Origin of the sequence: Bradyrhizobium diazoefficiens (genome assembly GCF_016612535.1) — a bacterium.
GTDB classification, from domain to species: domain Bacteria; phylum Pseudomonadota; class Alphaproteobacteria; order Rhizobiales; family Xanthobacteraceae; genus Bradyrhizobium; species Bradyrhizobium diazoefficiens_C.
Window position 1 is genome coordinate 1,225,710 of record NZ_JAENXS010000001.1, and the last position, 22,344, is coordinate 1,248,053.

Here is a 22,344-nt window from a genome sequence, read left to right on the forward strand (position 1 = left end):
CTGACATAATAATTCTTGTCAAACCGCAAGTGATCTGATTATCCTTCATGTAGGAAGTAATATTTTACGTTCGCACCTCCAATAAACCAGACATTTAACTGCAACGATCCGGATCGACGTGGCCAAGACGGACAGCAACGACAGCACGCAGTCGATCGCCCGCGAAGTGGCGCGGCTGATCCTCACGGGCGTCTGGCGCGAGGGCACGACCCTGCCGCGCGAGATCGAGCTTGCGTCCCGCTTCGATGTCAGCCGCGCCTCGATCCGCGAGGCGCTGTCGCTGCTCAAGGCCAAGGGGCTGATCGCCTCGAAGCAGAAGGCCGGCACGCATGTCCGGGCGCGGTTCGACTGGAACATGCTCGATGAGGAGCTGCTGAACTGGACCCTGGCGGCATTGCCGACGCAGGAGTTCGCCAAGCAGATCATGGAGGTCCGCAGAATCGTTGAGCCCGAGGCCTGCGCGCTCTGCGCGGCGCGCGGCACGGACGAGGATTTTGCCAGGATCGAACGCGCCTATCGCGGCATGGACGCGGCCGGCATGGACCGCGTCGCCTATGCCGAGCCAGATCTGCAGTTCCACCGCGGCATTCTCATCGCCACCGGCAATGATTTCCTGATCGCCTTTGGCGCGACGGTCGCGGCCGCCTTGCGGATGTCGTTCAATCTCTCGAGCACCAATCCCGGCGCGCCGCGGAAAAGCCTGCCCTATCACCGCGCCGTGCTCGACGAGATCTGGGCGCGCAACGCCGATGGCGCGCGCCAGGCCATGCACAAGCTGATGGATCTCACCGAACAGAACATCGTCACGGCCATGTCGCGCCAAAAACGGAAAGACGCCGAGGACGAGAACGTCCGCACCAGACGGACGCGTTGAAGCCCAAACAATATTGAGGGAGGACAAGATGAAGAACGCATCGCGCAAGAGCTCGATCACCAGCTCGATCACCCGCCGCAAACTGCTGAAGGCCAGCGCCGCGAGCGCGGCACTCGCCGCATTCCCCGCACCCCTGATCGCGCAGACAAAGCCGTTTGCCGGCGTGACGCTGCACGGCGCCTCGTTCCAGCACCGCTTCTTCACGCTGCTGCAGAAATACATTCCCGAGTTCGAGGACCAGACCGGCATGAAGGTCGACCTCCAGCTCTCGTCTTTCCCGGTCTACAACCAGCAGGCCAATCTCGAACTGTCCTCGGGCGGCTCGGCCTATGATTTCGTCAACGTCACCTTCATTCTCGCCGCGCGCTGGGTCGCCGCCGGCCTGCTCGCCAATCTCGACGAGTTCACCGGCGATGCGAACCTGACGCCGGCCGAATGGAATCCCAAGGACTTCGTCGATGGCGCGCAGGTGCCCTATCGCGACGCCAAGGGGGCGACCTACGGCTACTCCTGGGAAGGCGGCGCGATGCTGATGGGGCTGTCGCGCATGGACCTGATGGAGAAGAAGGGGCTGAAGATCCCCAAGACCTTCGCCGAGCTCCAGCAGGTCTGCGCCGAGATCAACGGCACCGACGGGGTCAGCGGCATCACCTCGTTCCAGCTGCATCACTGGAACCTGCCGCCCTACATCCAGGGCTTTGGCGGCAACATCTTCCGCAAGCCGCCCGGCGACATCATGCCGACGCTGAACACGCCGGAGACGATTCAAGGCATCGAGTTCTACGCCAACCTGCTCAAGAGCGCGCCGAAGGGCGTACTCACCTACACCGAGGACCAGGCACGGCAATCGCTGCTGACGGGACGCTCGAACATCTTCATCCATTCCAGCTCCTGGGTGACGCCGATCCTGCTCTCCGACGAGAGCAAGGTGAAGGACACCTCGCGCGTGGTGCGCTCTCCGGCGGGCCCCGTGCACGATTATCCGGCCTCGAACAGCCAGGGCCTCGGCATTCCCAAGAACGCCAAGAACAAGAAGGCGGCATGGGAATTCATCAAATGGGCGCTTTCGCCTGACATCTCGATGCGGCTCGTCAAGGAGCACGGTCATTCCTCAATCTGCCGCCGCTCGATCATCACCAGCGAGGCCTATCGCAAGCTCAACACGGTCAACGGCCAGGACCTCGGCGCGCTTTATCTCGAAGTGCTGGAGTTGCCGGGCAAGGGCGAGAACTACATGGCCTATCGCACCGTGAAGGAGTTCCCGATCGTCGGCGACGTCCTCAACAAGGCGTTCGAGCAGGTCGCGACCGGCCAACTGCCGGTAAAGGACGCGATGAACGCAGCGCAGGACCAGGCCGTCGCCGCGCTTCGCCGCGCCGGGACGCAGCTTTGAGCGAGAGCGGAATTGACGCGGAGCGCCGCAGCTTCAATGTCTGGGCGCTGACGCCGAGCCTGATCGTGCTGTTTGCGATCGCCGTGCTGCCGGCGATCTATCTCGTCGTGACGAGCCTGACGCCGTTCCAGCTGACGAATCCGGGCTCGGCGACTGATTTCAGTTCGCCATTGCGCAATTACGGCCTGTTGCCGGGCGATCCGCGCTTCGTCAACTCGCTCCTCGTGCAGGCCAAGCTCTCGTTCTGGAGCGTGCTGTTCCAGGTGCTGATCGGCATGGGGCTCGCATTGCTCCTCAACGTGCCCTCGCGCTTCGTCGAATTCGCCCGCACCTTCTTTCTGATCCCGATGGTGCTGCCGCCGATCGTGGTCGCGGTGATCTGGAAGCTGATCTACACGCCCGACATCAGCCCGCTCTATTACGCCGCACAAGCCCTGCACTTCACCATGCCGGCGTTGACCTCCAGCGTCGATTTCGCGCTGACCGCGATCGTCATCGCCGACACCTGGGAATGGCTGCCCTTCACCTTCCTGATGGTGCTGGCGGCGCTGCAGACGATTCCCGACGAATATTCGGAAGCAGCCCTCGTTGACGGCGCCAGCAAGCTGCAGATCTTCTGGTATGTCACCCTGCCCTTCATCATGCCGATCCTGGTCATCTCCGGCATGTTTCGCCTGATCGACAGCGTGAAGGCGTTTCCGCTGATCTTCCTGCTGACCAGCGGCGGCCCGGGCACGCTCACTGAGGTCACGAACTACTATGCGTATCTTCTCGCCTTCGACACCAACGAGATCGGCTATTCCAGCGCGGTGACGGTGGTGATGCTGCTGTTGGTCTGCGGCATCAGCCTGGGCCTGGTCTGGATGGGGCGCCGCCGGGAAGCACTGGCATGAGCGAGTCGTCCCTGCGCAAGGCGACGCCGGGCCGGCTGGTCGCGATCTCGGTGACGCTGCTGATCCTGCTCTCGCCATTTCTCTGGCTGTTGCAGATGAGCTTCAAGTCCAACGACCAGATCCTGCAATTCCCGCCGCCGCTGATCTTCACGCCGACGCTGGAGAACTACATTTCGCTCTGGCACAGCGCGTTCTCGGCCTCCTTCGTCAACAGCCTCTTGAGCGCCTCGCTGTCGACTGCGCTGGCGCTGCTGCTCGGGGTGCCGGCGGCTTACGCGCTGTCGCGCTGGGCCGGGCGCGGCAAGCACGCGCTCTCGTTCGCGATCCTGGTGACGCGCATGGCGCCGCCGATCGCGTTCACGATTCCCTTCTTCCTGTTCTACCGCTGGATCGGGCTGCTCGACACCATCACCGGCCTGGTGCTGGTCTACACCAGCTTCAACCTGCCGCTGGTGATCTGGATGATGCAGCCGTTCTTCGACACCATCCCGGCGTCGCTGGAGGAGGCCGCCCTCGTCGACGGCGCGCGCACGCGCACGGTATTCACCAAGATCGTGCTGCCGATGGTGACGCCCGGCATCGCGGCGACCGCGATCCTCTGCTTCCTCTACGCCTGGAACGATTTCTTTTTCGCGCTGATCCTGACCCGTACCAATGCGCGCACCGCACCGGTCGCCGTCGTCAACTTCATGAACTACGAAGGCTGGGAATGGGGCAAGATCGCCGCCGGGGGCTCGCTGGTGATGGCGCCAGTGCTGATCTTCTCGCTGGCGGTACGCCGCTATCTCGTCTCCGGGCTCACCGCAGGGGCGGTCAAGGGCTGACATCATGGGGCTTCCCGCCGGCGCAGCGCGCACCGTCTTCATCTTCGCCCATCCCGCCGGCCATGTCGCTGCCCCCCGCTACTACACACCCTATTTTTGGGAGCAGGGCCTGAACTGGCACATGGTGGCGATGGACGTGCATCCTGACAATCTCGCCGAGACGATCCGCGCGCTGGCGAAGTCGCCGAGCACGGCTGGCTTCAACCTGACCATGCCGCACAAGCCGGCTGCGTTCGAGCTCTGCGACGCGGTCGGGCCTGCCGCGAAGTTCGAGGGCGTGGTCAATACCATCCGGATCGAGACCGATGGAAAACTCGTCGGTGAGTCCTTCGACGGCGGCGGCTTCCTGAACGCCGCGCGCGAGGCCGGCATCTTCGATCCCGAGCGCCGCGCCGTCGTGATCGGCGCCGGTGGCGCCGGCCGCGCGATCTGCCACGCGCTGGCCGCGGCCGGTGTGAGGCGCCTGCGCATCCTCAACGAGGTGCCTGGCCCGGTCGAGGCGCTCAGCGCCAAGCTGCGCGGGCAATTTCCGGATCTCGACATCAGCCTGGATGAGCGCTTCGACGATGCCGGCCTCTGCGTGAATGCGACATCGCTCGGCCTGCATGCGACAGATGCACTGCCGATGGATCCGAAGAAGCTGCCGAAGGATTGCGCGATGTTCGACATCATCGCCGCCCGGCGCACCGGCTTCATGGAAGCCTGCGCCGCGCGCGGCTTGAAGGTCCTCGATGGTGTCGCGATGATCCGGCATCAGCTGCCGCTGCAAACGGCGTTTTGGAATGCGACGACGTCGGTCTCAGCCCCGTGATCCTGAGTGCTCCCACGTTGTCATTGCGAGGAGCTCTTGCGACGAAGCAATCCAGAATCTCTCTGCGGCGAGATTTCTGGATTGCTTCGCTACGCTCGCAATGACGGAATATGGAGCGACAGCGAGGCCTGACCGGCTAGCGGCTACCACGCCTCCGCGCCGGGGATTTTCTTGCGTACCGCCATGCACTGCGACTCTTTCGCCTTGTGAACTGGAACACACTTGAAGCACCGCTTAAGTTGTATCGTGTCGGCGATGTAACCAAGGCGGACGGGGCGTACGACCCGTCTTCATATTTCGATCATTTCATTCTCGAACACAGAGTTGGAGTAGGCAATGCTTTGCTCAATCCTCGGTGCTCGCCTTTTGCCGTCGCGCATCGATCGCAGATTTGCTCCTCATCCCAAGTGCTGCCCCTTGAGAGCGTCGTTTCGCGCGGAGTGAGGCGGACGCCCCTCTGCGACGGACGACGGGCCAAGAAGACCACTTAAGAGATCGCGATCGGATTCGAAAATTCCGACGACTCGCCGAACCGGGCGATGCGACGGTCGCCTCGCGCGTTCGCGCGATTGCGCCCGGCACGGCCTGACGGGGACATGCATTTGATCAGCCCGGAGTGCCGGCCCGGAACAGCGCCGGCATCGACGATTGCGCTTGCAGCCATCGAAAGGAACGCCCCGTGGACGAACCCAAGCCGCTCTCCAGCGCTTTCAACAAGACCGCGAACTTCTCCATCCACCAGGTCGACAGCGTGTTCAGGGCCGCCGCGCATGCCGCGGCCGTCCCGACTGCCGTGCCGCTCACCCTGCCGCCCACGCTCGGGCCGCTGTCGGCCTTCGCCGGCACATTCACCGGACAGGGATTCAACACGATCTTCCGTCCCGACAGCGCGGCGACGCCGACACAGCTGCCGGGTCCGATCAACACCACCGACCCAGCCGACAACGTGCTGGAGCTGAACCTCACCGACGAGACGATGTCGTTCTCGAACAATCTCGGCTCGATCCCCAATCGCGGCTCGGGGCCGCAGGCGGACGCGTTCCTCAATGGCGTGCCGTATCTCCAGACCATCAACGACGTCACCACGGGGACGCCGGTCGGCATTCACTTCGAGCCGGGCATCTGGCTGGCGGTGCCGGCCTCCACCAATCCGCGCGCATGGCCTCGATCCCGCATGGCACGACGATCACGGCGCAAGGCACCGCGCTGCCGCCCGTCCCCGGCAAACCGACCATCGCGGCGGTCGACATCACGCCGTTCCTGAACGGCAATCCGGCCAACAAATTCACCTTCCAGAACCAGACCGCTGCCAACAAGACGACACGCAGGCTGCCGCAGGATCTGACCGCGCTGATCGCTTCCGGCAAGCTGACCCAGGCCATGATCACCGATCCGAACACGGTGCTTCGCAACCAGATCGCGCATCAGACCATCAGCCAGACCATCATCATCGAGACCTCGACCAAGCCCGGCTCGCCGCTCTCCGGCGGACCCTTGCCGGCCGTGCCTGCCGCCGGGCCGCATCCGAAGGCGCCGAACTTCGCCGGCGGCACCGCAAACATCGCGTTCCTCCAGGGCGTGCCCGCTCCGCCACCGGGCGGTGCAGGCTCCAACTCCAACGCGTTCCAGATGGATGCCGTGTTCTGGATCGAGACGGTGATCTACGACATCGACGTGCCGCGCATCGCGACCGGGGAGCCTCCGATCATCCTTCAGCCGTTGCAGAGTGGCGCGGTGCCGCTGGTGCCGAGCTTCGTCGCCACGCTTCCGTTCGTGCCCAACAAGGGTTTTGCCGGCGGCCGGGTCCGGGTGGCGACGACACAGATCCAGTATTCGCAGAAGGTGATGCTGGATTTCAACGGCCTGACCTGGCCGCACGTCTCTGTCGCCTCGCTGTGTGCCAGCAGCCCCCGTGCCGATCCCGGAGCATTTGTTGCCGCTGACGTGAGTGGCACTATGGAGAAGCGTAGTCAGGATGGAGCGCATCCTTCACTCGCTTCGCGACCGAAGGATGGTGGGCGCGACAGGGATCGAACCTGTGACCCCTACCATGTCAAGGTAGTGCTCTCCCGCTGAGCTACGCGCCCTAGATGTCGTCTAGATCGGGTCGGGTCCCTATAACGGCTCAGGAGAGCCGGTGCAAGGACGGATGGGGGCCGATTTAGGCAGCCAGCATCTTGTTCACTTCGCTTACCAATTCGCGCAGGTGAACGGGCTTCGACAGCACCTTGGCGTTCTTGGGAGCGTCCGAATCCGAGTTCAGGGCGACCGCGGCGAAGCCCGTGATGAACATGATCTTGATGTCGGGATCGAGTTCCGAGGCCCGGCGGGCGAGCTCGATACCGTCCATCTCCGGCATCACGATGTCGGTGAGCAGCATCTCGAACGGCTCCTCGCGCAACCGCTGATAGGCGGCCATGCCGTTGTCATGGGACGAAACCTGAAAACCGGCGTTTTCCAGCGCCTTGACCAGGAAACGGCGCATGTCGTTGTCGTCTTCGGCGAGCAGGATTTTTGGCATGGCTGGAACGTCGAATCCCCAAGGCAGTCACAAGGCATCAGCAGAGGTCACTAAGCCCGACAGAGGGTAAATTTCGGGTGAAAATCTTTACCCTCGCCCGACCGGCGCGGTCCCCTTGTGAACCCGAACGCGGCTCGAATCAATCAAGTCACGCGGACCGGTCCCCATCTCGATGCCCGCAGGGTTAAGACATGTTCCAGCGACGATCGCACTTTTTCGCTTGGCAGAATGGTTGCGATTCCGGACAATGACGACACATAAGAGCCGCTCGATCGGCCGAATCAATCGGCACGGGCTTTTGCCGGACCCTTTCTGGATCTCGCGGCGCCGGATCTCGGGGCGTAATGGGACGAAGCCTGAGAAGATGGGACGAAGCCTGAGAAGATGACCCGGTTTGACGGCGCCATGTCGCCAGCCTTCGAGATCGTGGAGCCCGCCGAGTGGCGCGCGCCTGTTATCTTCAACTCGCCCCATTCCGGCTCGACCTATCCGGACGAATTCCTGAGCGCCTCGCGGATCGACCTGCCGCAACTGCGGCGGTCGGAAGATTCCTTCATGGACGAGCTGATCGGCCATTTGAGCGAACGCGGCTTTCCGACCGTGCGGGTCAACTTTCCCCGCTCCTATGTCGACGTCAACCGCGAGCCCTATGAGCTCGACCCCCGCATGTTCACCGGCCGGCTGCCGAGCTTTGCCAACACCCGCTCAATGCGGGTCGCGGGTGGCCTTGGTACCATTCCGCGCGTGGTCGGTGACGGCCAGGAGATCTACCGCGACCGCATCCTGGTCGACGACGCGCTGGCGCGGATCGAGACGCTGTACAAGCCCTATCATCGCGCGCTGCGCCGGCTGATCAACAAGGTGCACCAGATGTTCGGCACCGTGGTGCTGGTCGACTGCCATTCGATGCCATCGGTCGGGGTCTCGCGCGACGAGCCGCGCCGGCCGGACATCGTGATCGGCGACCGCTACGGCACGAGCTGCACACCGCTCCTCCCTGACAGGGTCGAGGAAACCATGACCGCGCTCGGCTATTCGGTCGGCCGCAACAAGCCCTACGCCGGCGGTTTCATCACCGAACATTACGGTAACCCGGCGAGCGGCCTGCACGCGGTCCAGCTCGAGCTCAACCGCGCGATCTACATGGACGAACGGCGGCGCGAGCGCGGCCCACGCTTTGCGCAAGTGGCAAGCGACTTCGGCATCCTCGCCGACGTGCTGGCGACCACGATCCCGTTCGGCGATCTCGGCCCGTTCCAGGCTGCGGCGGAATAGACGAAAGCTTTTTCTTCGAACGATCGCGTCGTCTGCGATTGGCGCGAATGCGTTTTCGCTTCGCGACGTATCGCGCGCAAAACTGAAAACAGGCGACATAAGAAAAAAGGGCCGCTTCTGATGAAGAAGCGGCCCAAGTCTAGGGAGGAAACGCCCAAGGAGGGCAGCGGTAACGCGAGAAGCGCTACCGCACCGCAACAATATGCGGCCGCGCCGCACAAAGTGCAAGGGCTTTTGAGCCGTTTCCCATGCAAAACGCACATGGCTCATTTGCTTATAGAGAAACCCAGATTCAGTTTCTTTGATAAGGAAATTCAATGGGTTGATAGTCATTTGCATACCAACGAGGCATCCTCGGAACTAAGTATTCAACTCAATGATCGATATTTGGCCAGCATATGGCTTGGATGAGGCAGCCGGCATCCGCATGCAAAATACCAGGGCGCAAATCCAACACAGCGCTGCACGCGTGAGGCGATTTGAGCTAGGCAGATGTGAGCTTCACCCGACTTTCGTTTTGAGGATACGCCGTGACGGTGATCGATTTCTCCGCCTTCATCGGACGGCTCGCCACTGCCTCCGGCGAAACAATCCTGCCGTTCTTCCGTACCTCGCTGTCGATCGACGACAAGAGCAAGACCAAGGATTTCGATCCCGTCACTGAAGCCGACCGCGCCGCGGAGGCCGTGATGCGGCGGCTGATCAAGGCCAACTTCCCCCAGCACGGCATCGTCGGCGAGGAATTCGGCAATGAGCGTGAGGACTCAGATTATGTCTGGGTGCTCGATCCCATCGACGGCACGAAATCCTTCATCGGCGGCTTTCCGATCTGGGGCACGCTGATCGCGCTCCTGCACAAGGGCGCGCCGGTGTACGGCATGATGCACCAGCCCTTCATCGGCGAGCGCTTCTCCGGCGACAACGGCTCGGCCAACTATAAAGGTCCCTCCGGCGAGCGCCGGCTCCAGGTCCGCCGCTGCGCCTCGCTGTCGGAAGCAACCACCTACACCACCAGCCCGCTGCTGATGAACGAGCACGATCGCGCCATTTTCGGCCGCATCGAAAAGGGTGCGCGGCTGTCGCGCTACGGCGGCGACTGCTACTCCTATTGCATGCTGGCGGCCGGCCATGTCGATCTCGTGGTCGAGACCGAGCTGAAGCCTTACGACATCGCAGCGCTGATCCCGATCGTGACCGGCGCCGGCGGCGTCGTCACGACCTGGGAAGGCAAGCCGGCCCAGGGCGGCGGCCGTATCGTCGCGGCCGGCGACGCAAGAGTTCACGAAGAAGCACTGAAACTGCTCAACGGATAGGCCGACTTATTTGTTCGCGCATGATCCTATCGGAAAACCGCTGCACACTTTTCCGGATCATGCTTCAGGGAGCTTGTATGAAAAACTGGCGTAAGCTCTTCCTCGCAAACCTACTTCTGTTTCCCACCATCGCCTCCGCGCAGAATTTCCCGGCCAAGCCGATCAAGCTGATCGTGCCGTTCCCGGCCGGCGGCCCCAACGACATCATCGCCCGCGTCGTCGGCCAGCGCATGTCGGAACTGGCAGGACAGCCGGTCCTGATCGACAATCGCGGCGGCCAGGGCGGCGTGCTCGGCACCGACGCCGTCGCCAAGAGTGCGCCCGACGGCTACACCATCGCGATTTCCTCTGCCGGCGCGCTCGCGATCAGCCCGAGCATGGAGAGGGTCGCCTACGACACGCTGAATGATCTGACGCCGGTGACGCTGGTGGCGACCGTGCCGGAAATGCTGGTCGTGGCCGCCAACGTGCCGGCCAAGGACATCGGCGAGCTGATTGCGCTTGCGAAAGCGCAGCCCGGAAAACTCAACTTCGCCTCCTCCGGCCCTGGCAGCCTGCCGCATCTCGCCGGCGAATTGCTCAAGCTGACGGCCAAGATTGACATCGTGCACGTGCCCTATCGCGGCGCCGCGCCCGCGGTGAACGACCTCCTGGGCCAGCAGGTGCAGATGACGTTCCTCGATCTCCCGGTGCTGCTGCCGCAGGTGAAGGCCGGCGCCCTGAAGCCGATCGCGGTCGGCTCGGTGGAACGCGCCCCGACCGCCCCCGACGTGCCGACCACGAAGGAAGCGGGCTTTCCCGATCTGCGCATCGAGAACTGGTACGGCATGATCGCGCCCAAGGGCACGCCGAAGGAGATAGTCACTGCGCTGCATGATCTCGCGACAAAGGCCATGGCGGACCCCGCGGTGAAGGAGAAGCTCGCGGCCCAAGGCGCGACGCTGATCGGGGACGAGCCGGAGCATTTTCGCGCATTCATTGAGGACGAGACCAAGAAGTGGGCGAAGGTGATCAAGGACGCCGGCGTGGAGACGGCGAAGTAGCTCTCCCCCTTCCCTCACACCGCCGCCGCCCGCAGATGCTCCACCAGCATCTTGGCCGGCCGCGGCAGCGTCTTGAAATTTCGCGCGCAGATCACGAGGCGGCGGTTGGCCCAGGCATCGCGCAGGCGCACCATGGCGAGCGGCATCAGCTTGGCGCAGCGGCGGGCAGCGGCTTCGGGGACCAGCGCAACGCCGACATCGGCTGAGACCAACTGGCAGATCGCATCGAAATCGCGCAACCGCGCACGGAAATGCGGGCGCATGCCGAGACGGGCGGCGTGCTTTGAAATATGCATTTGAAGCGCGGTGGCGCTGGTCAGCCCGACGAACTCGCAATCGCCCGCCTCCTGAAAGTCGATCTGGCGGCGGCCGGCAAACGGGCCTCGCCTGGACGTCACCAGCGTCAAGCGGTCCTCGCTGAACACAAAGCGCTCGATATGGTCGGGCAGCGCATGCTCGGCGGCGAAGCCGAGATCGGCCGCGCCGGCGGTGATCGCCGCCGCGATGTCGGTGCTCTCGCGCTCCTCGATGTCGATGGCGACGTCGCGATGCTCGCGCAGGAACCCGGCGAGCGCTTTCGGCAGATGCTCAGACAAGCCCGAGGTGTTGGCAAGGAAGTGCACGCTGGCGCGCACGCCGCTGGCAAAGCCGGCGAGATCGCCGCGCATGGCGTCAACCTGATGGATCACCAGCCGTGCATGGTCAAGCAGGCTTTCGCCCGCCGCAGTCAGCTCGACGCCACGGCGCCCGCGCTTGAGCAGGGCGACACCGAGCGCATCCTCGAGGCCCTTGATCCGCGCGCTGGCGGAGGCCAGCGCCAAATGCGACCGTTCCGCGCCGCGGGTGATGCTGCGGCGGTCGGCGACCGCGATGAAGAGCTGGAGATCGACGAGGTCGAAGCGCACGCAGGTTTCCTCCAAACTTATTGTTTGAGCATGATCTTTTCGGAAAACCGCTGCGCACTTTCCGCATCATGCTCTAGCCTTCGTCATGGACGAAGGCTGTCTCCGTAACCTCCAGATTGTGCCGGAGCGCGGCTTCGGTCAATGTGGCCCGCATGATTGACCCGCTTCTCATCCTCGTCGCCGCCGTCTTTTTGGTCGCCGGCTTCGTCAAGGGTGTCGTCGGGCTCGGCCTGCCGACCGTGTCCATGGGCCTGCTCGCGGTGAACATGGCGCCCAGCCGCGCGATCGCGATCGTGATCGTGCCCGCCATCGTCACCAACATCTGGCAGACTTTTGTTGGCCCCCATTTGCGCGACATCCTCAAGCGGTTGTGGCCGCTGATGATCGGCACCGTGATCGGATGCTGGCTCAATGCCGGCGCGTTGACGGGCCCCTATGCCCGCTACGGCACCGTGGTGCTCGGCATCCTCTTGGTGATCTACGCCATCATCGGCCTCAGCAAGTTCAAGTTCCACGTCGCGCCGCGGAACGAGAAATGGGTTGGCGGCGTGGTCGGCGTGATCACTGGCGTGATCTCGGCCTCGACAGGCGTGCAGGTGATCCCCTCGATGCCGTTCATGCAGGCGATCGGCATGGAGAAGGACGAGCTGGTGCAGGCGCTCGGCGTGTTCTTCACCACCGCAACGCTGGCGCTTGCCTTCAATCTCACCGCCGACGGCCTGCTGACGCCAGCCAATGCCGTGCCGGGCGCCGTCGCCATGGCGATGGCCTTTGCCGGCATGTTCGTGGGACAGTCGGTGCGGGCAAAAATGCCAGCGGAAGCGTTCCGCCGCTGGTTCCTGGTCGCGATGATCCTGCTCGGGGTTTATCTCGCCGGCAGCGCGCTGCTGAAGGAGCTGGTTTAAAAGCAGTGGGATCGTAGGGTGGGTTAGCCCTGCAGATGCGCAAAGCGCATCTGCTCGGCGTAACCCACCACTTCGTTCCGCGATCGCCGAAGCATGGTGGGTTACGCCAGCGGACTGCGCTTCGCGCAGCCGCAGGGCTAACCCACCTACGCAGCCCTCACCTAGCGCGTCTCCAGCATGGCGACGCGGATGCCGAGATAAATGAAGAGGCCGCCCAGGGCACGGTTGACCCAGGCGACCACGCCCTCCGAGGTCCGCAAGCGGTTGGCGGCCCTCGCCGCGAACGCCGCCAGCACCAGGCACCACAGCGTTCCCGTGCAGATGAAGATCAGGCCCAGCGTCAGGAAGGCAAGCGGCTTGTGAGCCGCATCGGCTGCGACGAATTGCGGCAGGAAGGCCAGGAAGAACAGCGCGACCTTGGGATTGAGCGCGTTGGTGAAGACACCCTGGAGGAAGACCCGCCGCAGCGAGCTCCGCTCGACCTCGTCCTTGACCGCCGCAAGCCGCGGCCGCGACCACAGCATCTGAAGGCCGGTCAGGACGAGATAGGCGGCGCCAACCAGCTTCAGGATCGAGAAGGCGGTGGACGAGGCCATCAAAAGCGCCGAAAGGCCGATCGCCGCGCCCGCGACATGGAAAAAGCAGCCGCAACTGATGCCGAAGGCGGCCGCCGCCCCGCCGCGCCAGCCCATCTGCATGCTGCGGCCGATGACATAGACCGTATCCGGCCCCGGCGTGATGTTGAGCAGCACGCCCGAGAGGATGAAGAGCCAGATTTCGTGAATGCCCAACATGTGAGAGGCTCCCGCCGCCCAGCGGGGCGGTCTCAAGGGCTTAATCGGTCAGTACCCCGCCGTCCACCGCCGGAATTGCGTGGGATTTGCCTCGAATTTGCAATGCGGATCATACTTTCACTCGGCATCATCTGCTCTATAAAGACCTCGTTCTTGAAATGCGGGATTCGCGGGCTGCTGCCATGCGGTGGCTGTCCCTTTCCCTTGGAGCTCCGAGGATATGGAAAGACGTCTGGCCGCCATTGTCTGCGCCGATGTCGCCGGCTATTCGCGGATGATGGGCAGTGACGAGGCCGGCACCCACGCCGCCTTCAAGGCCCATCGCAGCGCGATCAACCCGATCATCCTCAATCATGGCGGCCGCGTCGTCAAAAACACCGGCGACGGCTTCCTGCTCGAATTCCCCTCTATCGTCGGTGCCACCGAGGCCGCGATCGCGATGCAGGTGCTGATGGCGGAGCGCAATCACCATCTGCCCGCCGACCGCGCCATGCAGTTCCGCCTCGGCATCCATATGGGTGACGTCATCGCCGACGAGGGCGAGGTGTTCGGTGACGACGTCAACATCGCCGTCCGCCTCGAATCGGTGGCGAGCCCCGGCGGGTTCGCGATCTCGACCAAGGCCTACAAGGAAGCGAGCAAGCACCTCACTGTGCCGCTGGTCGATGGCGGCAATCACCGCTTCAAGAACATCAAGGATCCGGTCGGGGTCTTCACCTGGTCGCCGGAGGGTGCGCAGGCCGCGCAGGTTATGGATGTCCCGGCCCTGGCGCAGCAATACCGCACCGCGATCGTCGGCGTGCTGCCGTTTGCCAATCTCAGCGACGCCCAGGATGAATATTTCTCCGATGGCCTGACCGAGGATCTGATCCACGCGCTGTCGCTGCAATCCTTCTACCGCGTGCTGAGCCGCAACTCGACTTTCACCTACAAGGGCAAGAACGCGAGCACCCGCGTGATCGCGCGCGAGATCGACGCCAGCTATCTGATCCAGGGTTCGGTGCGGCGCGCCGGCGCCAAGATCCGCGTCACCGCCGAGCTGATCGCGCCGGAGACCGGCGAGCAGCTCTGGACCGGCCGCTACGACCGCGACATCGGCGACCTGTTCGCGATGCAGGACGAGATCACCACCAATCTGTCCGCGGCCATCGCCACCGAGATCGTCCGGGCCGAGGCATCCGCGCCCGCACGCCCGACCACGGACGTCACGGCGTGGGACCGCTTCCTGAAAGGCCTGTCGCATTATTACCGGCAGACCAAGGAGGATCTGAGCACGGCCGTCGACCTGTTCCGGGAGGCGATCGCGCTCGATCCCAAACTGTCGATCGCGCATGCCTATCTCGCCACGATCCAGATCCAGAGCATCCAGTTCGGCTGGGTCAAAGGCACGCGCGAGATGTGGAGCGAGGCGATGCGGCTTGCCGAAACCAGCGTCCGCCTCGACCCGCGCTCCTCCTTTGCGTTTTCGATCCTGTCCTGGGCGCACGCAATGGAAGGCCACGACGAGGCGGCGATGGACGCCGCCAAGCGCGCCGTTGCCCTCAACCCCTACGACATGGGTGCGCGCGGCGTGCTCGGCATCTGCCATTTCGTCATCGGCGAGCACCGTCAGGCGATCGAGCTGTTCTCGATGGCCGCACAGCGCGACAACAGCGACCCGCGTTATCAATGGGCGGCGCTGAACGCCTTCAGCCACTATCTCGTCGGCCAGTATGACGCGACGCTGTCGTGGGCCCGCGAGCAGCTCTACGTCAACCCGAACCACATGCAGGCACTCGCGATCCGCGCCGCGGCACTCGCGCAGTTGGGGCGGACCGGCGAGGCGAGCGAAGCCACCGGCGTGCTGATGGGCAACTACCCGACCCTGAATGTCGACCGTCACTTGCGGAATTTTCACTGGAAGCGGCTCGAGGACATCGCACATTATCGCGAAGGGCTGCTGAAGGCGGGCGTCCCGGCCAGCAAGCTCACCTTGGTCCAGAGCGACGTCAGACGCGCCGCCGAATCCTGACGGCCCGATCCTGAGGGTCGCTTTGTGCGCGCGCTGCGACCTCATCCCCCGCGTTATTGACACAAGGGTGAATTCGGCCACACTTCGTTACACTCAGAAGTAGTATAGCTACACTGCGTCCGCTGTCTGTTTGTTAGGACTTTCCGCGCTGTATCGGCGCGGCCGCTTTTCGCGATTCGTTTGTTTCAGGAATTTGCCGATGGATGACTCCCGCAAGAAGCCATTCGATCCCTCAATCGCGGTCTCGCCGAACAATCCCTGCCCATTCCTCCGCGGCCTCGTCGGCGAAGGCTTCGTCGATGGCGGAACGGTGCCGCTCCGGTCGCTGTCGCAGACCATCGCGAATGCAAGCGGCGAGACTGGAGCAAAAAAGACGCTGGCGCGCATCCAGGTCCGCGGCGTCGCGCTGATCGCCAATGGCGCCTGTCACATCCTGCAAAGCATCTTCTGGGGCGCGCAGCTCAATTCGCTTCGCGGCGGCCCGCTCGACAAGCTCGGTGCCGGCTCGCGCATCCTCGGCATCGACGGGCGCGTCAACGAGGGCGAGATCGCGCGGCTCGCCGGTTTCGGCGGCACCCATGCCGATCCCGATGGCGGCACCGAGACCGGGCTCAACGCCTCGCAAATCCAGACCTTCATGGCCGACAATCTCAAGCGCGCCGGCAATCAGTCGCGCTGGTATTACCCGATCCTGATGAAGTTCGAATGGCCGGTGCTGCTCAAGATCATGGGCAAGGGTCGGGGTGATGACCGCTATCTCAGCGTGGCCGAGGTGAGGACATTGTTCAACGAGCGCAAATTCCCGGACAGGATCACCCAGCGGATGGTCAGCCAGCCGGTCACCCCGCCCTCGCTGATCTTGCGCGCGGCCGGCGGACTGGTCGCCGCGCTCCTCATCATTGTCATCGTCGCGCTGCGCTTTCCGGATCAATTCCAGCCCCTGCTGCCCCATGTCATCGGCCAGTTCGTGGCCCCGCCATTGCCGAAGCTTGCCGAACCCCGGGCCGCGTACTGGCTCGAGCAAAACTGGGCGCTGGAGGACCGGCACTGGTTTCATCACGCCAGCCAGGGCACCGCGACATTCCCGGTGCCCTATAGCTGGTTCATGGCGCTGGAGCAGCCGCGGCTACATTTTTTTGCAAAGCCCGGGATGCTGCATGACAGCGACCATTTGCAGCGCTTCGGCTTCATCCCCAGCCCGCAGACGATCAAGACCGACGACGCCACGCTGCGCCGGTTCGGATATGCCAACGTCTACGACAAAACGAAGCCGGTGCCGGCGCGGCTTTGGGATCCACCGGTCAATTGGGGCGCCCAGGCTGAAAACGTCGACGGCCTGCCCGTCGGCTTTGCGCGCATGACCGGCGTGGCCGATCCCGCGACCGGCAAGGTCGGCGAGGACCGGATCGGCCTGACCTGCGCCGCCTGCCACACCGGCCAGATCCACTACAAGGGCATCGACATCCGCTTCGATGGCGGCCCGGCGATGACCGATCTCAGGAAGCTCGAGATCACGACCGGCCTGTCGATCGCCTACACGCTCATCGTGCCGGGTCGCTTCACCCGCTTCGCCGACCGCGTGCTTGGCGCCTCCGCCAGCGATGCGGACCGCGATGCGCTGAAACAGAAGCTGAGCGCGATCGGCACATTCCTGAAAGACTGGGAAACGACTTACGACAAGACCATCGCAGGCAAGACGAGGCTCAACGAGAAAACGAAACAGAATGAGCCACAGCAGGACACCGAGGAAGGATACGGCCGTCTCGACGCACTCAACCGCATCGGCAATCAGGTCTTCGCTCAAGACATGACGCTCAGCGGCCTCAGCGGCTTCGAGAAGAATCTGCACGCGAGGGATGCGCCGGTCAGCTTCCCGCCGATCTGGACCGTGCCCTGGCTCAAATTCGCGCAATATGACGCATCGATCGAGCAACCGCTGATCCGCAACGCCGGCGAAGCGCTGGGCGTGACTGCGCTGCTCAATTTGTCCGACAGCACCCGCAAGGACGCGCTGTTCCGCTCGTCGATGGACATCAAGAATCTGAACTGGATCGAAGAACTGCTGGCGGGGTCGGCGCCCCATCCGAAAAAGCAGCTCTCCGGACTGACGTCGCCGAAATGGCCGTCGGACATCTTCGGCGACGGTGCGTGGACGATCGATGGTGACCGCGTCAAACGCGGCCGCAAGCTCTATTCGGAGATCTGCGTCGAATGCCATCTCGGGCCGGTCAACGATCCCGTATTCGACGCCGAGTTTCCGGACCAGAGCATCTGGTCCTCGTCGCGCTGGGAGACCATCGGCAACGACGAATTCCTGAACGAGGTCCAGAAGAGCGTCAAAGGCATGGGGACCGACCCCGCTCAGGCCAGCGTGCTGGCGACGCGGACCGTTCAGGTGCCGGGCTTTCTCAAGCTCGATCCCACGCAGAAACTCAATGCCTGGTGGAGCTGCAATCTGCCGGATATCGCTTCAACCGACATGCCGTACTCCGTCGGCCTGATGGTGCTCGTCGACATCGTCAGCCGCAAAGCGATGGACGATGCAAAGATCGACCCGAAGGTTCAGAAGGCCTGGTGGGGTGACCGCCAGAACTGCCCGAATCCCGGTCCGCAGCCGGCCGACAAGAAGGAGCCGCCACCCTGGTATCGCGCCCGCCCGCTCAACGGCGTCTGGGCCACCGCGCCTTACCTGCACAACGGCTCGGTGCCCTCGCTCTGGTGGATGCTGAGCCCCGCGGCCGAGCGCCCCAAATCGTTCTGCATGGGTGGTGATCGCGACTACGATCCGAAGCAGGTCGGCTTTGCGGTCGCCGACGGCGAGAGCTGCAAGACCGGACAGTCGCGCTTTTCGACGCGAGCCCCTGACGGCACCGAGATCGTCGGCAACAGCAATGCCGGCCATTCGTTCGATGGCACGCTAGGCCCCGGCAAGGACGGCACCATCGGCCGCGTGCTCAAAGAGCAAGAGCGCTACGATCTGATCGAGTATCTGAAGACGCTGTAGTTCGTCTTCTTACCTCGCCCCGCTTGCGGGGAGACGGAGCGCACCGTCGCAGCTCCCTCACTTGAACAGCGGCGTACCCGGCACGAACGCGTCAAACGCCGCCCAGAACTGGGAGCGGTAGCGGTCCTGCTCCTGCAGGATCTCGTGCTTCGAGCCGGCGATCACGAGATGGGAGCCGGCGCGCAAATGGTAGGCGAATTCCTCGATCGCGGCAGTGGAAACGACCGTGTCGTTGGAGGCGGCCAGCATCAGGATCGGCTGGCGGATCTCGGACGGGTAGTTCATGCCTTTGAAGGTCTTCATCGCCGCGAACGCGGTATCGGCCCAGGCGACTGTGGGTGACGCCAGGCCGAGCGTCGGGTCTTCCTCCAGGATCGCGGCGTTGCGCGCATAGCGCACGGGATCGCTGGTCAGGGGGTTGTTGATGAAGGGAGACAGCCCGGTGAGGCGGTCGCTGCCGCCGGGAACGTAACCGCCGCCCCGCCCCAGCATCCGCATCGTCTTCAACAGCGCCCGCACCGGAAACGAGGTGGCGCGACCGGGCAGGTCGATCATCGGCGCGGACAGCACCATGCGGTCGAACCAGCGCTTTTGCGCATGCGCCAGCCGCAGCAGCACCGCGCCGCCCATGGAATGAGCCAGCGCGAAGAACGGCGGCGGGCAATCCGGCAGCACCACCTGCTGCACGAAGGTCTCGACGTCGATCTCGTAGTCGGCGAAGTTGCGCACGTAGCCCTTGCGCGGATCGCGCAGGCGGCGCGAGGAATGGCCCTGCCCGCGCCAGTCGAACATCGCCACGGCAAAGCCGCGGTCGCGCAGGTCGCGCACAGTCTCGAAATATTTCTCGATCTGTTCGCTGCGCCCGGTGAAGACGCAGACGGTGCCCTTGCGGTTCGCCGGCGGCGCCCAGCGCGCGAAGCGCAACTCGACGCCGTCGGGCGTCTTGATGGTGCCGCTGACGACGTCTTCGGGCACGGGATTGGACGGAATCGAGACCAGCGTCATGATGGGACGTGCTTGGGCGCCAAGTGCTGCAAATCAAGGGGCGGGAGCGCCGAAAAGGCGCTGCTACCGCCCTCTTGAACGCCGTTCCCTTGAACCCATATCACCATGGTGCAGGCCGCTACCAGTGTTTCGGAACCGGAACATCAGGCTGCACACAGACTAAGGCCCGGCCCGGTTGGCGGGCGGGTTACCGAAAACAGTCGCTCAATGGAGGACTTGACCATGCGTACCTACGACCTCACCCCGTTCTATCGTTCCACCGTCGGCTTCGACCGCCTCTTCAACCTGCTTGACCAGGCAGGCTCCGATGGCAGCCCCGGTTATCCCCCCTACAACATCGAGCGCACCGGCGAGAACGCCTACCGCATCACCGTTGCGGTCTCGGGCTTTGCCAAGGACGAACTCTCCATCGTCGCGAAGGAAAACACGCTGACGATCAAGGGCGAGAAAGTCGCCAACGAGAACTCGAAGGCCGAAGTGCTCTACCGCGGCATCGCGGCGCGTGCCTTCGAGCGCGCCTTCCAGCTTGCCGACTTCGTGCAGGTGAAGGACGCTTCGATCGAGAACGGGCTGCTTCACGTCGACCTCGTGCGCGAGATTCCCGAGGCCAAGAAGCCGCGCCACATCGCGATCAGCACAGGCGCGTCGAAGGCGCAGGTGATCGAGAGCTCGGTCGCCGCCTAAGCACATCGACAGCCACCAAGTTACGAGAACGCCCCGGTGCCCCCGGGGCGTTTTTTGTTGCACCGCATCACAGAGCAGTGAAGCCGCGTAACGCCGCCACCTTTTGCTCCGTCCTTTAGGCATCGAACCCACAATAAACGGAGAACGATCATGACTTTCTGGCGCAGCCTTTTCGTCGCCGCGAGCGTGCTGGCGGCCCCCATCGGCCTCGCTCATGCGCAGACGCCGCATACCGTGAAGGCCAAGAACATCGTGCTGGTGCACGGCGCCTGGGCCGACGGGTCGAGCTGGTCGGAGGTGATCCCGATCCTCCAGGCCGCCGGGCTCAACGTCACCGCCGTGCAGAATCCGTTGGGATCGCTCGCCGAGTCGGTCGAGGCGACCAAGCGTGTACTGGCCGAGCAGGATGGTCCGACCGTTCTGGTCGCGCATTCCTGGGGCGGCACCGTGATCAGCCAGGTCGGCACCGATCCGAAGGTCACCGGTCTCGTCTATGTCGCCGCCCGTGCGCCCGATGCAAACGAGGATTTTGTCGCGCTGTCGAAGCAATTTCCGACGGGCCCGGTTCGCGCCGGCATCGTTGAGCATGACGGCATCACCAAGCTCTCGGAAGGCTCGTTCCTGAAATACTTTGCCAACGGCGTCGCGCCGGAACGTGCAAAGGAGCTCTATGCCGTGCAATGGCCCACGGCCGCTTCGATCTTCGCCGGTCGCACCACTGAGGCCGCCTGGCACACGAAGCCGAGCTGGTACGCGGTGTCGAAGAACGACGGCACCATCAATCCCGATTTCGAACGCTTCCTCGCCAAGCGCATGAACGCGACCACGATCGAACTCGACGCCGGCCACCTCTCGTTGGTGTCGCATCCGAAAGAAGTGGCGAATTTGATCCTGGAGGCGGCGGGGTATCCGCGGAGCTGAAGCACAGTCACCGTGATCCAAAAGCGCCCGAGGTCCTCGGGCGCTTTTGTTTGCTCAGGCCTAGTCCAGCCCCTGCGCCGCCGGCATCTCTTGCGTCGGCAGGATCGTCGCTGGAGGCTTCGCCTGGCCGACGACCGGAGCGGCGGCTTGCGGCGCCTCGGCGGGCTTGGCCTGCACGGCGGCCGTCTGTTGTGCGGGCTGAGCCTGCGGTGCTTGGGTCTGCTGTGTCCTTTGCTCGGCGGCCTTGGCGACCGCCATTGGCGTTTCGGCGCGTGGCGGGGCGGCCTTGGGCAGAGGGACGGTGCGGCTGGCGACATGCGGGATTGAGGCCGGCGGGCGCGGCGGGCCACCGCGGACCACAGTCGGTGGCGGCAGTGCGCTTTGCGGGCCGTAAGGTGCGACCGCGCGCTCCTCATAGGCCGGCGCCATGCCATAGGCATCGGCGGCCGGCATGAAGCGGATGATCTGGCCGTCGCGGGCGTCGATCACGAGCCGGCCGTCGTCACCGCGGCGGTCGATCACAGCGATGGTGTAGACGGCGCCGCGCAAACGCGGGATGCCAAGCGGCGAGAAGCCGTTTTCGCGCAGCACCGAATAGACCTCCGTTGCCGGCAGCAGGGACGGCGCAGGGCCGCGCTCATAGCCATATCCATAGCCGTAACGCGGCGGCGGTCCCGGGGGAACTTCCGGCGGCCCATATGGCCCGTCGATATCGGAGACCGCGACATAGGGCCCGCGCGCCGCTCCGTTCGCCAGCACCTGCGCCTCCGCGGCATTTGCCACCAGCGCCAGCGCGGCGGCGGCCACACATCCTGTGAAAAACTTCATGGTCGACACGCTCCTGTCAGGCCCCCGAACGGCTCGCGCTCTTTCGCTTCTTGCGGCGTGGCGCGACTTTCGAAGGGTTGATCCGAAGCTTCATTGGGGATTTCGGCGTGCACAGGGCCGGATCAGGGCGCGTTTGCTTCAAAACAAGGGCCGCGCAACTTTCGGAAAGCGATTGATTGACAGATCGGGAATCGGGACTTTCGCGCGCTTGTGTGATAGACAAAAATTTGGCAAGGTGATGGTTAGGACAGGAAGACTGTCTCAATTTCGCTTGCGGTTCCGGCATAGGGATTGCAACGAAAAGTCGGTGCTTTCGAGCGCCAGGAGACAACAGGCAAAG

20 protein-coding genes and 1 tRNA gene are annotated in these 22,344 nt (G+C 63.9%); 14 read left to right on the forward strand and 7 right to left on the reverse strand.

The features are described from left to right. Positions 1-118 precede the first annotated feature (118 nt). The 6 genes from JJE66_RS38590 (at position 119) to JJE66_RS05865 (ending at position 6,059) form a co-directional block, all read left to right on the forward strand. On the forward strand, positions 119-874 hold the full coding sequence (locus JJE66_RS38590) for a FadR/GntR family transcriptional regulator (RefSeq protein WP_200513136.1): 756 nt from the start codon (positions 119-121) through the stop codon (positions 872-874). Positions 875-902: 28 nt separating this feature from the next. Then, positions 903-2,267 (forward strand): ABC transporter substrate-binding protein, encoded by a 1,365-nt coding sequence (locus tag JJE66_RS05845; protein WP_200513137.1) that lies wholly within the window; start codon positions 903-905, stop codon positions 2,265-2,267. After that, the gene (locus tag JJE66_RS05850) at positions 2,264-3,160 is read left to right on the forward strand and encodes a carbohydrate ABC transporter permease (protein WP_200513138.1); all 897 of its coding nucleotides are present in this window, start codon (positions 2,264-2,266) and stop codon (positions 3,158-3,160) included. The genes JJE66_RS05845 and JJE66_RS05850 overlap by 4 nt, the downstream gene beginning before the upstream one ends. Next, on the forward strand, positions 3,157-3,984 hold the full coding sequence (locus tag JJE66_RS05855; RefSeq protein WP_200513139.1) for a carbohydrate ABC transporter permease: 828 nt from the start codon (positions 3,157-3,159) through the stop codon (positions 3,982-3,984). Before JJE66_RS05850 ends, JJE66_RS05855 begins: the two co-directional genes overlap by 4 nt. A 4-nt stretch (positions 3,985-3,988) precedes the next feature. Next, positions 3,989-4,795 (forward strand): shikimate dehydrogenase, encoded by an 807-nt coding sequence (locus JJE66_RS05860; protein ID WP_200513140.1) that lies wholly within the window; start codon positions 3,989-3,991, stop codon positions 4,793-4,795. A gap of 679 nt (positions 4,796-5,474) precedes the next feature. Next, positions 5,475-6,059: a hypothetical protein gene (locus JJE66_RS05865; protein WP_200513141.1), complete on the forward strand. Its 585-nt coding sequence runs from the start codon at positions 5,475-5,477 to the stop codon at positions 6,057-6,059. A gap of 160 nt (positions 6,060-6,219) precedes the next feature. On the opposite strand, the gene JJE66_RS05870 is transcribed toward JJE66_RS05865, so the two are convergent. The 3 genes from JJE66_RS05870 to cpdR all read right to left on the reverse strand — a co-directional run bounded on the left by JJE66_RS05870 (position 6,220) and on the right by cpdR (position 7,316). Continuing rightward, positions 6,220-6,357, reverse strand: coding sequence for a hypothetical protein (locus tag JJE66_RS05870; protein ID WP_200513142.1), 138 nt, complete (start codon positions 6,355-6,357; stop codon positions 6,220-6,222). Between the two features lie 450 nt (positions 6,358-6,807). Further along, positions 6,808-6,882: transfer RNA gene (locus tag JJE66_RS05875), tRNA-Val, on the reverse strand. A 74-nt stretch (positions 6,883-6,956) separates the two neighbouring features. After that, positions 6,957-7,316, reverse strand: coding sequence for a cell cycle two-component system response regulator CpdR (gene cpdR / locus JJE66_RS05880; RefSeq protein WP_007597092.1), 360 nt, complete (start codon positions 7,314-7,316; stop codon positions 6,957-6,959). 384 nt (positions 7,317-7,700) lie between these two features. Between cpdR and JJE66_RS05885 the strand changes: the two genes are divergently transcribed. From JJE66_RS05885 to JJE66_RS05895, 3 genes are all read left to right on the forward strand, one after another. Next, positions 7,701-8,591, forward strand: coding sequence for an N-formylglutamate amidohydrolase (locus tag JJE66_RS05885; RefSeq protein WP_200513143.1), 891 nt, complete (start codon positions 7,701-7,703; stop codon positions 8,589-8,591). Between the two features lie 530 nt (positions 8,592-9,121). Next, the gene (hisN, locus tag JJE66_RS05890) at positions 9,122-9,904 is read left to right on the forward strand and encodes a histidinol-phosphatase (RefSeq protein WP_200513144.1); all 783 of its coding nucleotides are present in this window, start codon (positions 9,122-9,124) and stop codon (positions 9,902-9,904) included. A gap of 77 nt (positions 9,905-9,981) precedes the next feature. Further along, positions 9,982-10,947 carry a tripartite tricarboxylate transporter substrate binding protein gene (locus tag JJE66_RS05895; RefSeq protein ID WP_200513145.1) on the forward strand — a complete coding sequence of 322 codons (966 nt, stop codon included), beginning with the start codon at positions 9,982-9,984 and terminating at the stop codon, positions 10,945-10,947. Between the two features lie 14 nt (positions 10,948-10,961). Here the strand turns inward: JJE66_RS05895 and JJE66_RS05900 are convergent, their stop codons facing one another. Then, on the reverse strand, positions 10,962-11,852 hold the full coding sequence (locus JJE66_RS05900; RefSeq protein ID WP_200513146.1) for a LysR substrate-binding domain-containing protein: 891 nt from the start codon (positions 11,850-11,852) through the stop codon (positions 10,962-10,964). 152 nt (positions 11,853-12,004) lie between these two features. Between JJE66_RS05900 and JJE66_RS05905 the strand changes: the two genes are divergently transcribed. Then, positions 12,005-12,757: a sulfite exporter TauE/SafE family protein gene (locus JJE66_RS05905; RefSeq protein ID WP_200513147.1), complete on the forward strand. Its 753-nt coding sequence runs from the start codon at positions 12,005-12,007 to the stop codon at positions 12,755-12,757. A 161-nt stretch (positions 12,758-12,918) separates the two neighbouring features. On the opposite strand, the gene JJE66_RS05910 is transcribed toward JJE66_RS05905, so the two are convergent. Then, complete coding sequence (locus JJE66_RS05910; RefSeq protein ID WP_200513148.1) at positions 12,919-13,551, reverse strand: LysE family translocator; 633 nt, start codon at positions 13,549-13,551, stop codon at positions 12,919-12,921. Between the two features lie 220 nt (positions 13,552-13,771). Between JJE66_RS05910 and JJE66_RS05915 the strand changes: the two genes are divergently transcribed. Together JJE66_RS05915 and JJE66_RS05920 are read left to right on the forward strand one after the other, a co-directional pair. Continuing rightward, complete coding sequence (locus tag JJE66_RS05915; RefSeq protein WP_200513149.1) at positions 13,772-15,562, forward strand: adenylate/guanylate cyclase domain-containing protein; 1,791 nt, start codon at positions 13,772-13,774, stop codon at positions 15,560-15,562. 199 nt (positions 15,563-15,761) lie between these two features. Beyond that, positions 15,762-18,566 carry a di-heme-cytochrome C peroxidase gene (locus JJE66_RS05920; RefSeq protein WP_200513150.1) on the forward strand — a complete coding sequence of 935 codons (2,805 nt, stop codon included), beginning with the start codon at positions 15,762-15,764 and terminating at the stop codon, positions 18,564-18,566. Between the two features lie 57 nt (positions 18,567-18,623). Here JJE66_RS05920 and JJE66_RS05925 read toward each other — a convergent pair whose 3' ends face one another. After that, entirely contained in the window at positions 18,624-19,571 is a 948-nt protein-coding gene (locus JJE66_RS05925; protein ID WP_200513151.1) for an alpha/beta fold hydrolase, read from the reverse strand. A 222-nt stretch (positions 19,572-19,793) separates the two neighbouring features. Between JJE66_RS05925 and JJE66_RS05930 the strand changes: the two genes are divergently transcribed. Both JJE66_RS05930 and JJE66_RS05935 read left to right on the forward strand, forming a co-directional pair. Then, positions 19,794-20,255 (forward strand): Hsp20 family protein, encoded by a 462-nt coding sequence (locus tag JJE66_RS05930; protein WP_200513152.1) that lies wholly within the window; start codon positions 19,794-19,796, stop codon positions 20,253-20,255. A gap of 150 nt (positions 20,256-20,405) precedes the next feature. Further along, positions 20,406-21,176 carry an alpha/beta fold hydrolase gene (locus JJE66_RS05935; protein WP_200513153.1) on the forward strand — a complete coding sequence of 257 codons (771 nt, stop codon included), beginning with the start codon at positions 20,406-20,408 and terminating at the stop codon, positions 21,174-21,176. A 60-nt stretch (positions 21,177-21,236) separates the two neighbouring features. On the opposite strand, the gene JJE66_RS05940 is transcribed toward JJE66_RS05935, so the two are convergent. Further along, positions 21,237-22,004 carry a hypothetical protein gene (locus JJE66_RS05940; RefSeq protein WP_200513154.1) on the reverse strand — a complete coding sequence of 256 codons (768 nt, stop codon included), beginning with the start codon at positions 22,002-22,004 and terminating at the stop codon, positions 21,237-21,239. Between the last annotated feature and the right edge of the window lie 340 nt (positions 22,005-22,344).

Excerpts from the sequence above, each read along its gene's own strand:
- JJE66_RS05845 (WP_200513137.1), top strand. The coding sequence starts at position 903 with ATGAAGAACGCATCGCGCAAGAGCTCGATCACCAGCTCGATCACCCGC.
- JJE66_RS05855 (WP_200513139.1), top strand. The coding sequence starts at position 3,157 with ATGAGCGAGTCGTCCCTGCGCAAGGCGACGCCGGGCCGGCTGGTCGCG.
- JJE66_RS05860 (WP_200513140.1), top strand. The coding sequence starts at position 3,989 with ATGGGGCTTCCCGCCGGCGCAGCGCGCACCGTCTTCATCTTCGCCCAT.
- JJE66_RS05870 (WP_200513142.1), bottom strand. The coding sequence starts at position 6,357 with ATGTTTGCGGTGCCGCCGGCGAAGTTCGGCGCCTTCGGATGCGGCCCG.
- cpdR (WP_007597092.1), bottom strand. The coding sequence starts at position 7,316 with ATGCCAAAAATCCTGCTCGCCGAAGACGACAACGACATGCGCCGTTTC.
- JJE66_RS05885 (WP_200513143.1), top strand. The coding sequence starts at position 7,701 with ATGACCCGGTTTGACGGCGCCATGTCGCCAGCCTTCGAGATCGTGGAG.
- JJE66_RS05895 (WP_200513145.1), top strand. The coding sequence starts at position 9,982 with ATGAAAAACTGGCGTAAGCTCTTCCTCGCAAACCTACTTCTGTTTCCC.
- JJE66_RS05905 (WP_200513147.1), top strand. The coding sequence starts at position 12,005 with ATGATTGACCCGCTTCTCATCCTCGTCGCCGCCGTCTTTTTGGTCGCC.
- JJE66_RS05910 (WP_200513148.1), bottom strand. The coding sequence starts at position 13,551 with ATGTTGGGCATTCACGAAATCTGGCTCTTCATCCTCTCGGGCGTGCTG.
- JJE66_RS05915 (WP_200513149.1), top strand. The coding sequence starts at position 13,772 with ATGGAAAGACGTCTGGCCGCCATTGTCTGCGCCGATGTCGCCGGCTAT.
- JJE66_RS05920 (WP_200513150.1), top strand. The coding sequence starts at position 15,762 with ATGGATGACTCCCGCAAGAAGCCATTCGATCCCTCAATCGCGGTCTCG.
- JJE66_RS05925 (WP_200513151.1), bottom strand. The coding sequence starts at position 19,571 with ATGACGCTGGTCTCGATTCCGTCCAATCCCGTGCCCGAAGACGTCGTC.
- JJE66_RS05930 (WP_200513152.1), top strand. The coding sequence starts at position 19,794 with ATGCGTACCTACGACCTCACCCCGTTCTATCGTTCCACCGTCGGCTTC.
- JJE66_RS05935 (WP_200513153.1), top strand. The coding sequence starts at position 20,406 with ATGACTTTCTGGCGCAGCCTTTTCGTCGCCGCGAGCGTGCTGGCGGCC.
- JJE66_RS05940 (WP_200513154.1), bottom strand. The coding sequence starts at position 22,004 with ATGAAGTTTTTCACAGGATGTGTGGCCGCCGCCGCGCTGGCGCTGGTG.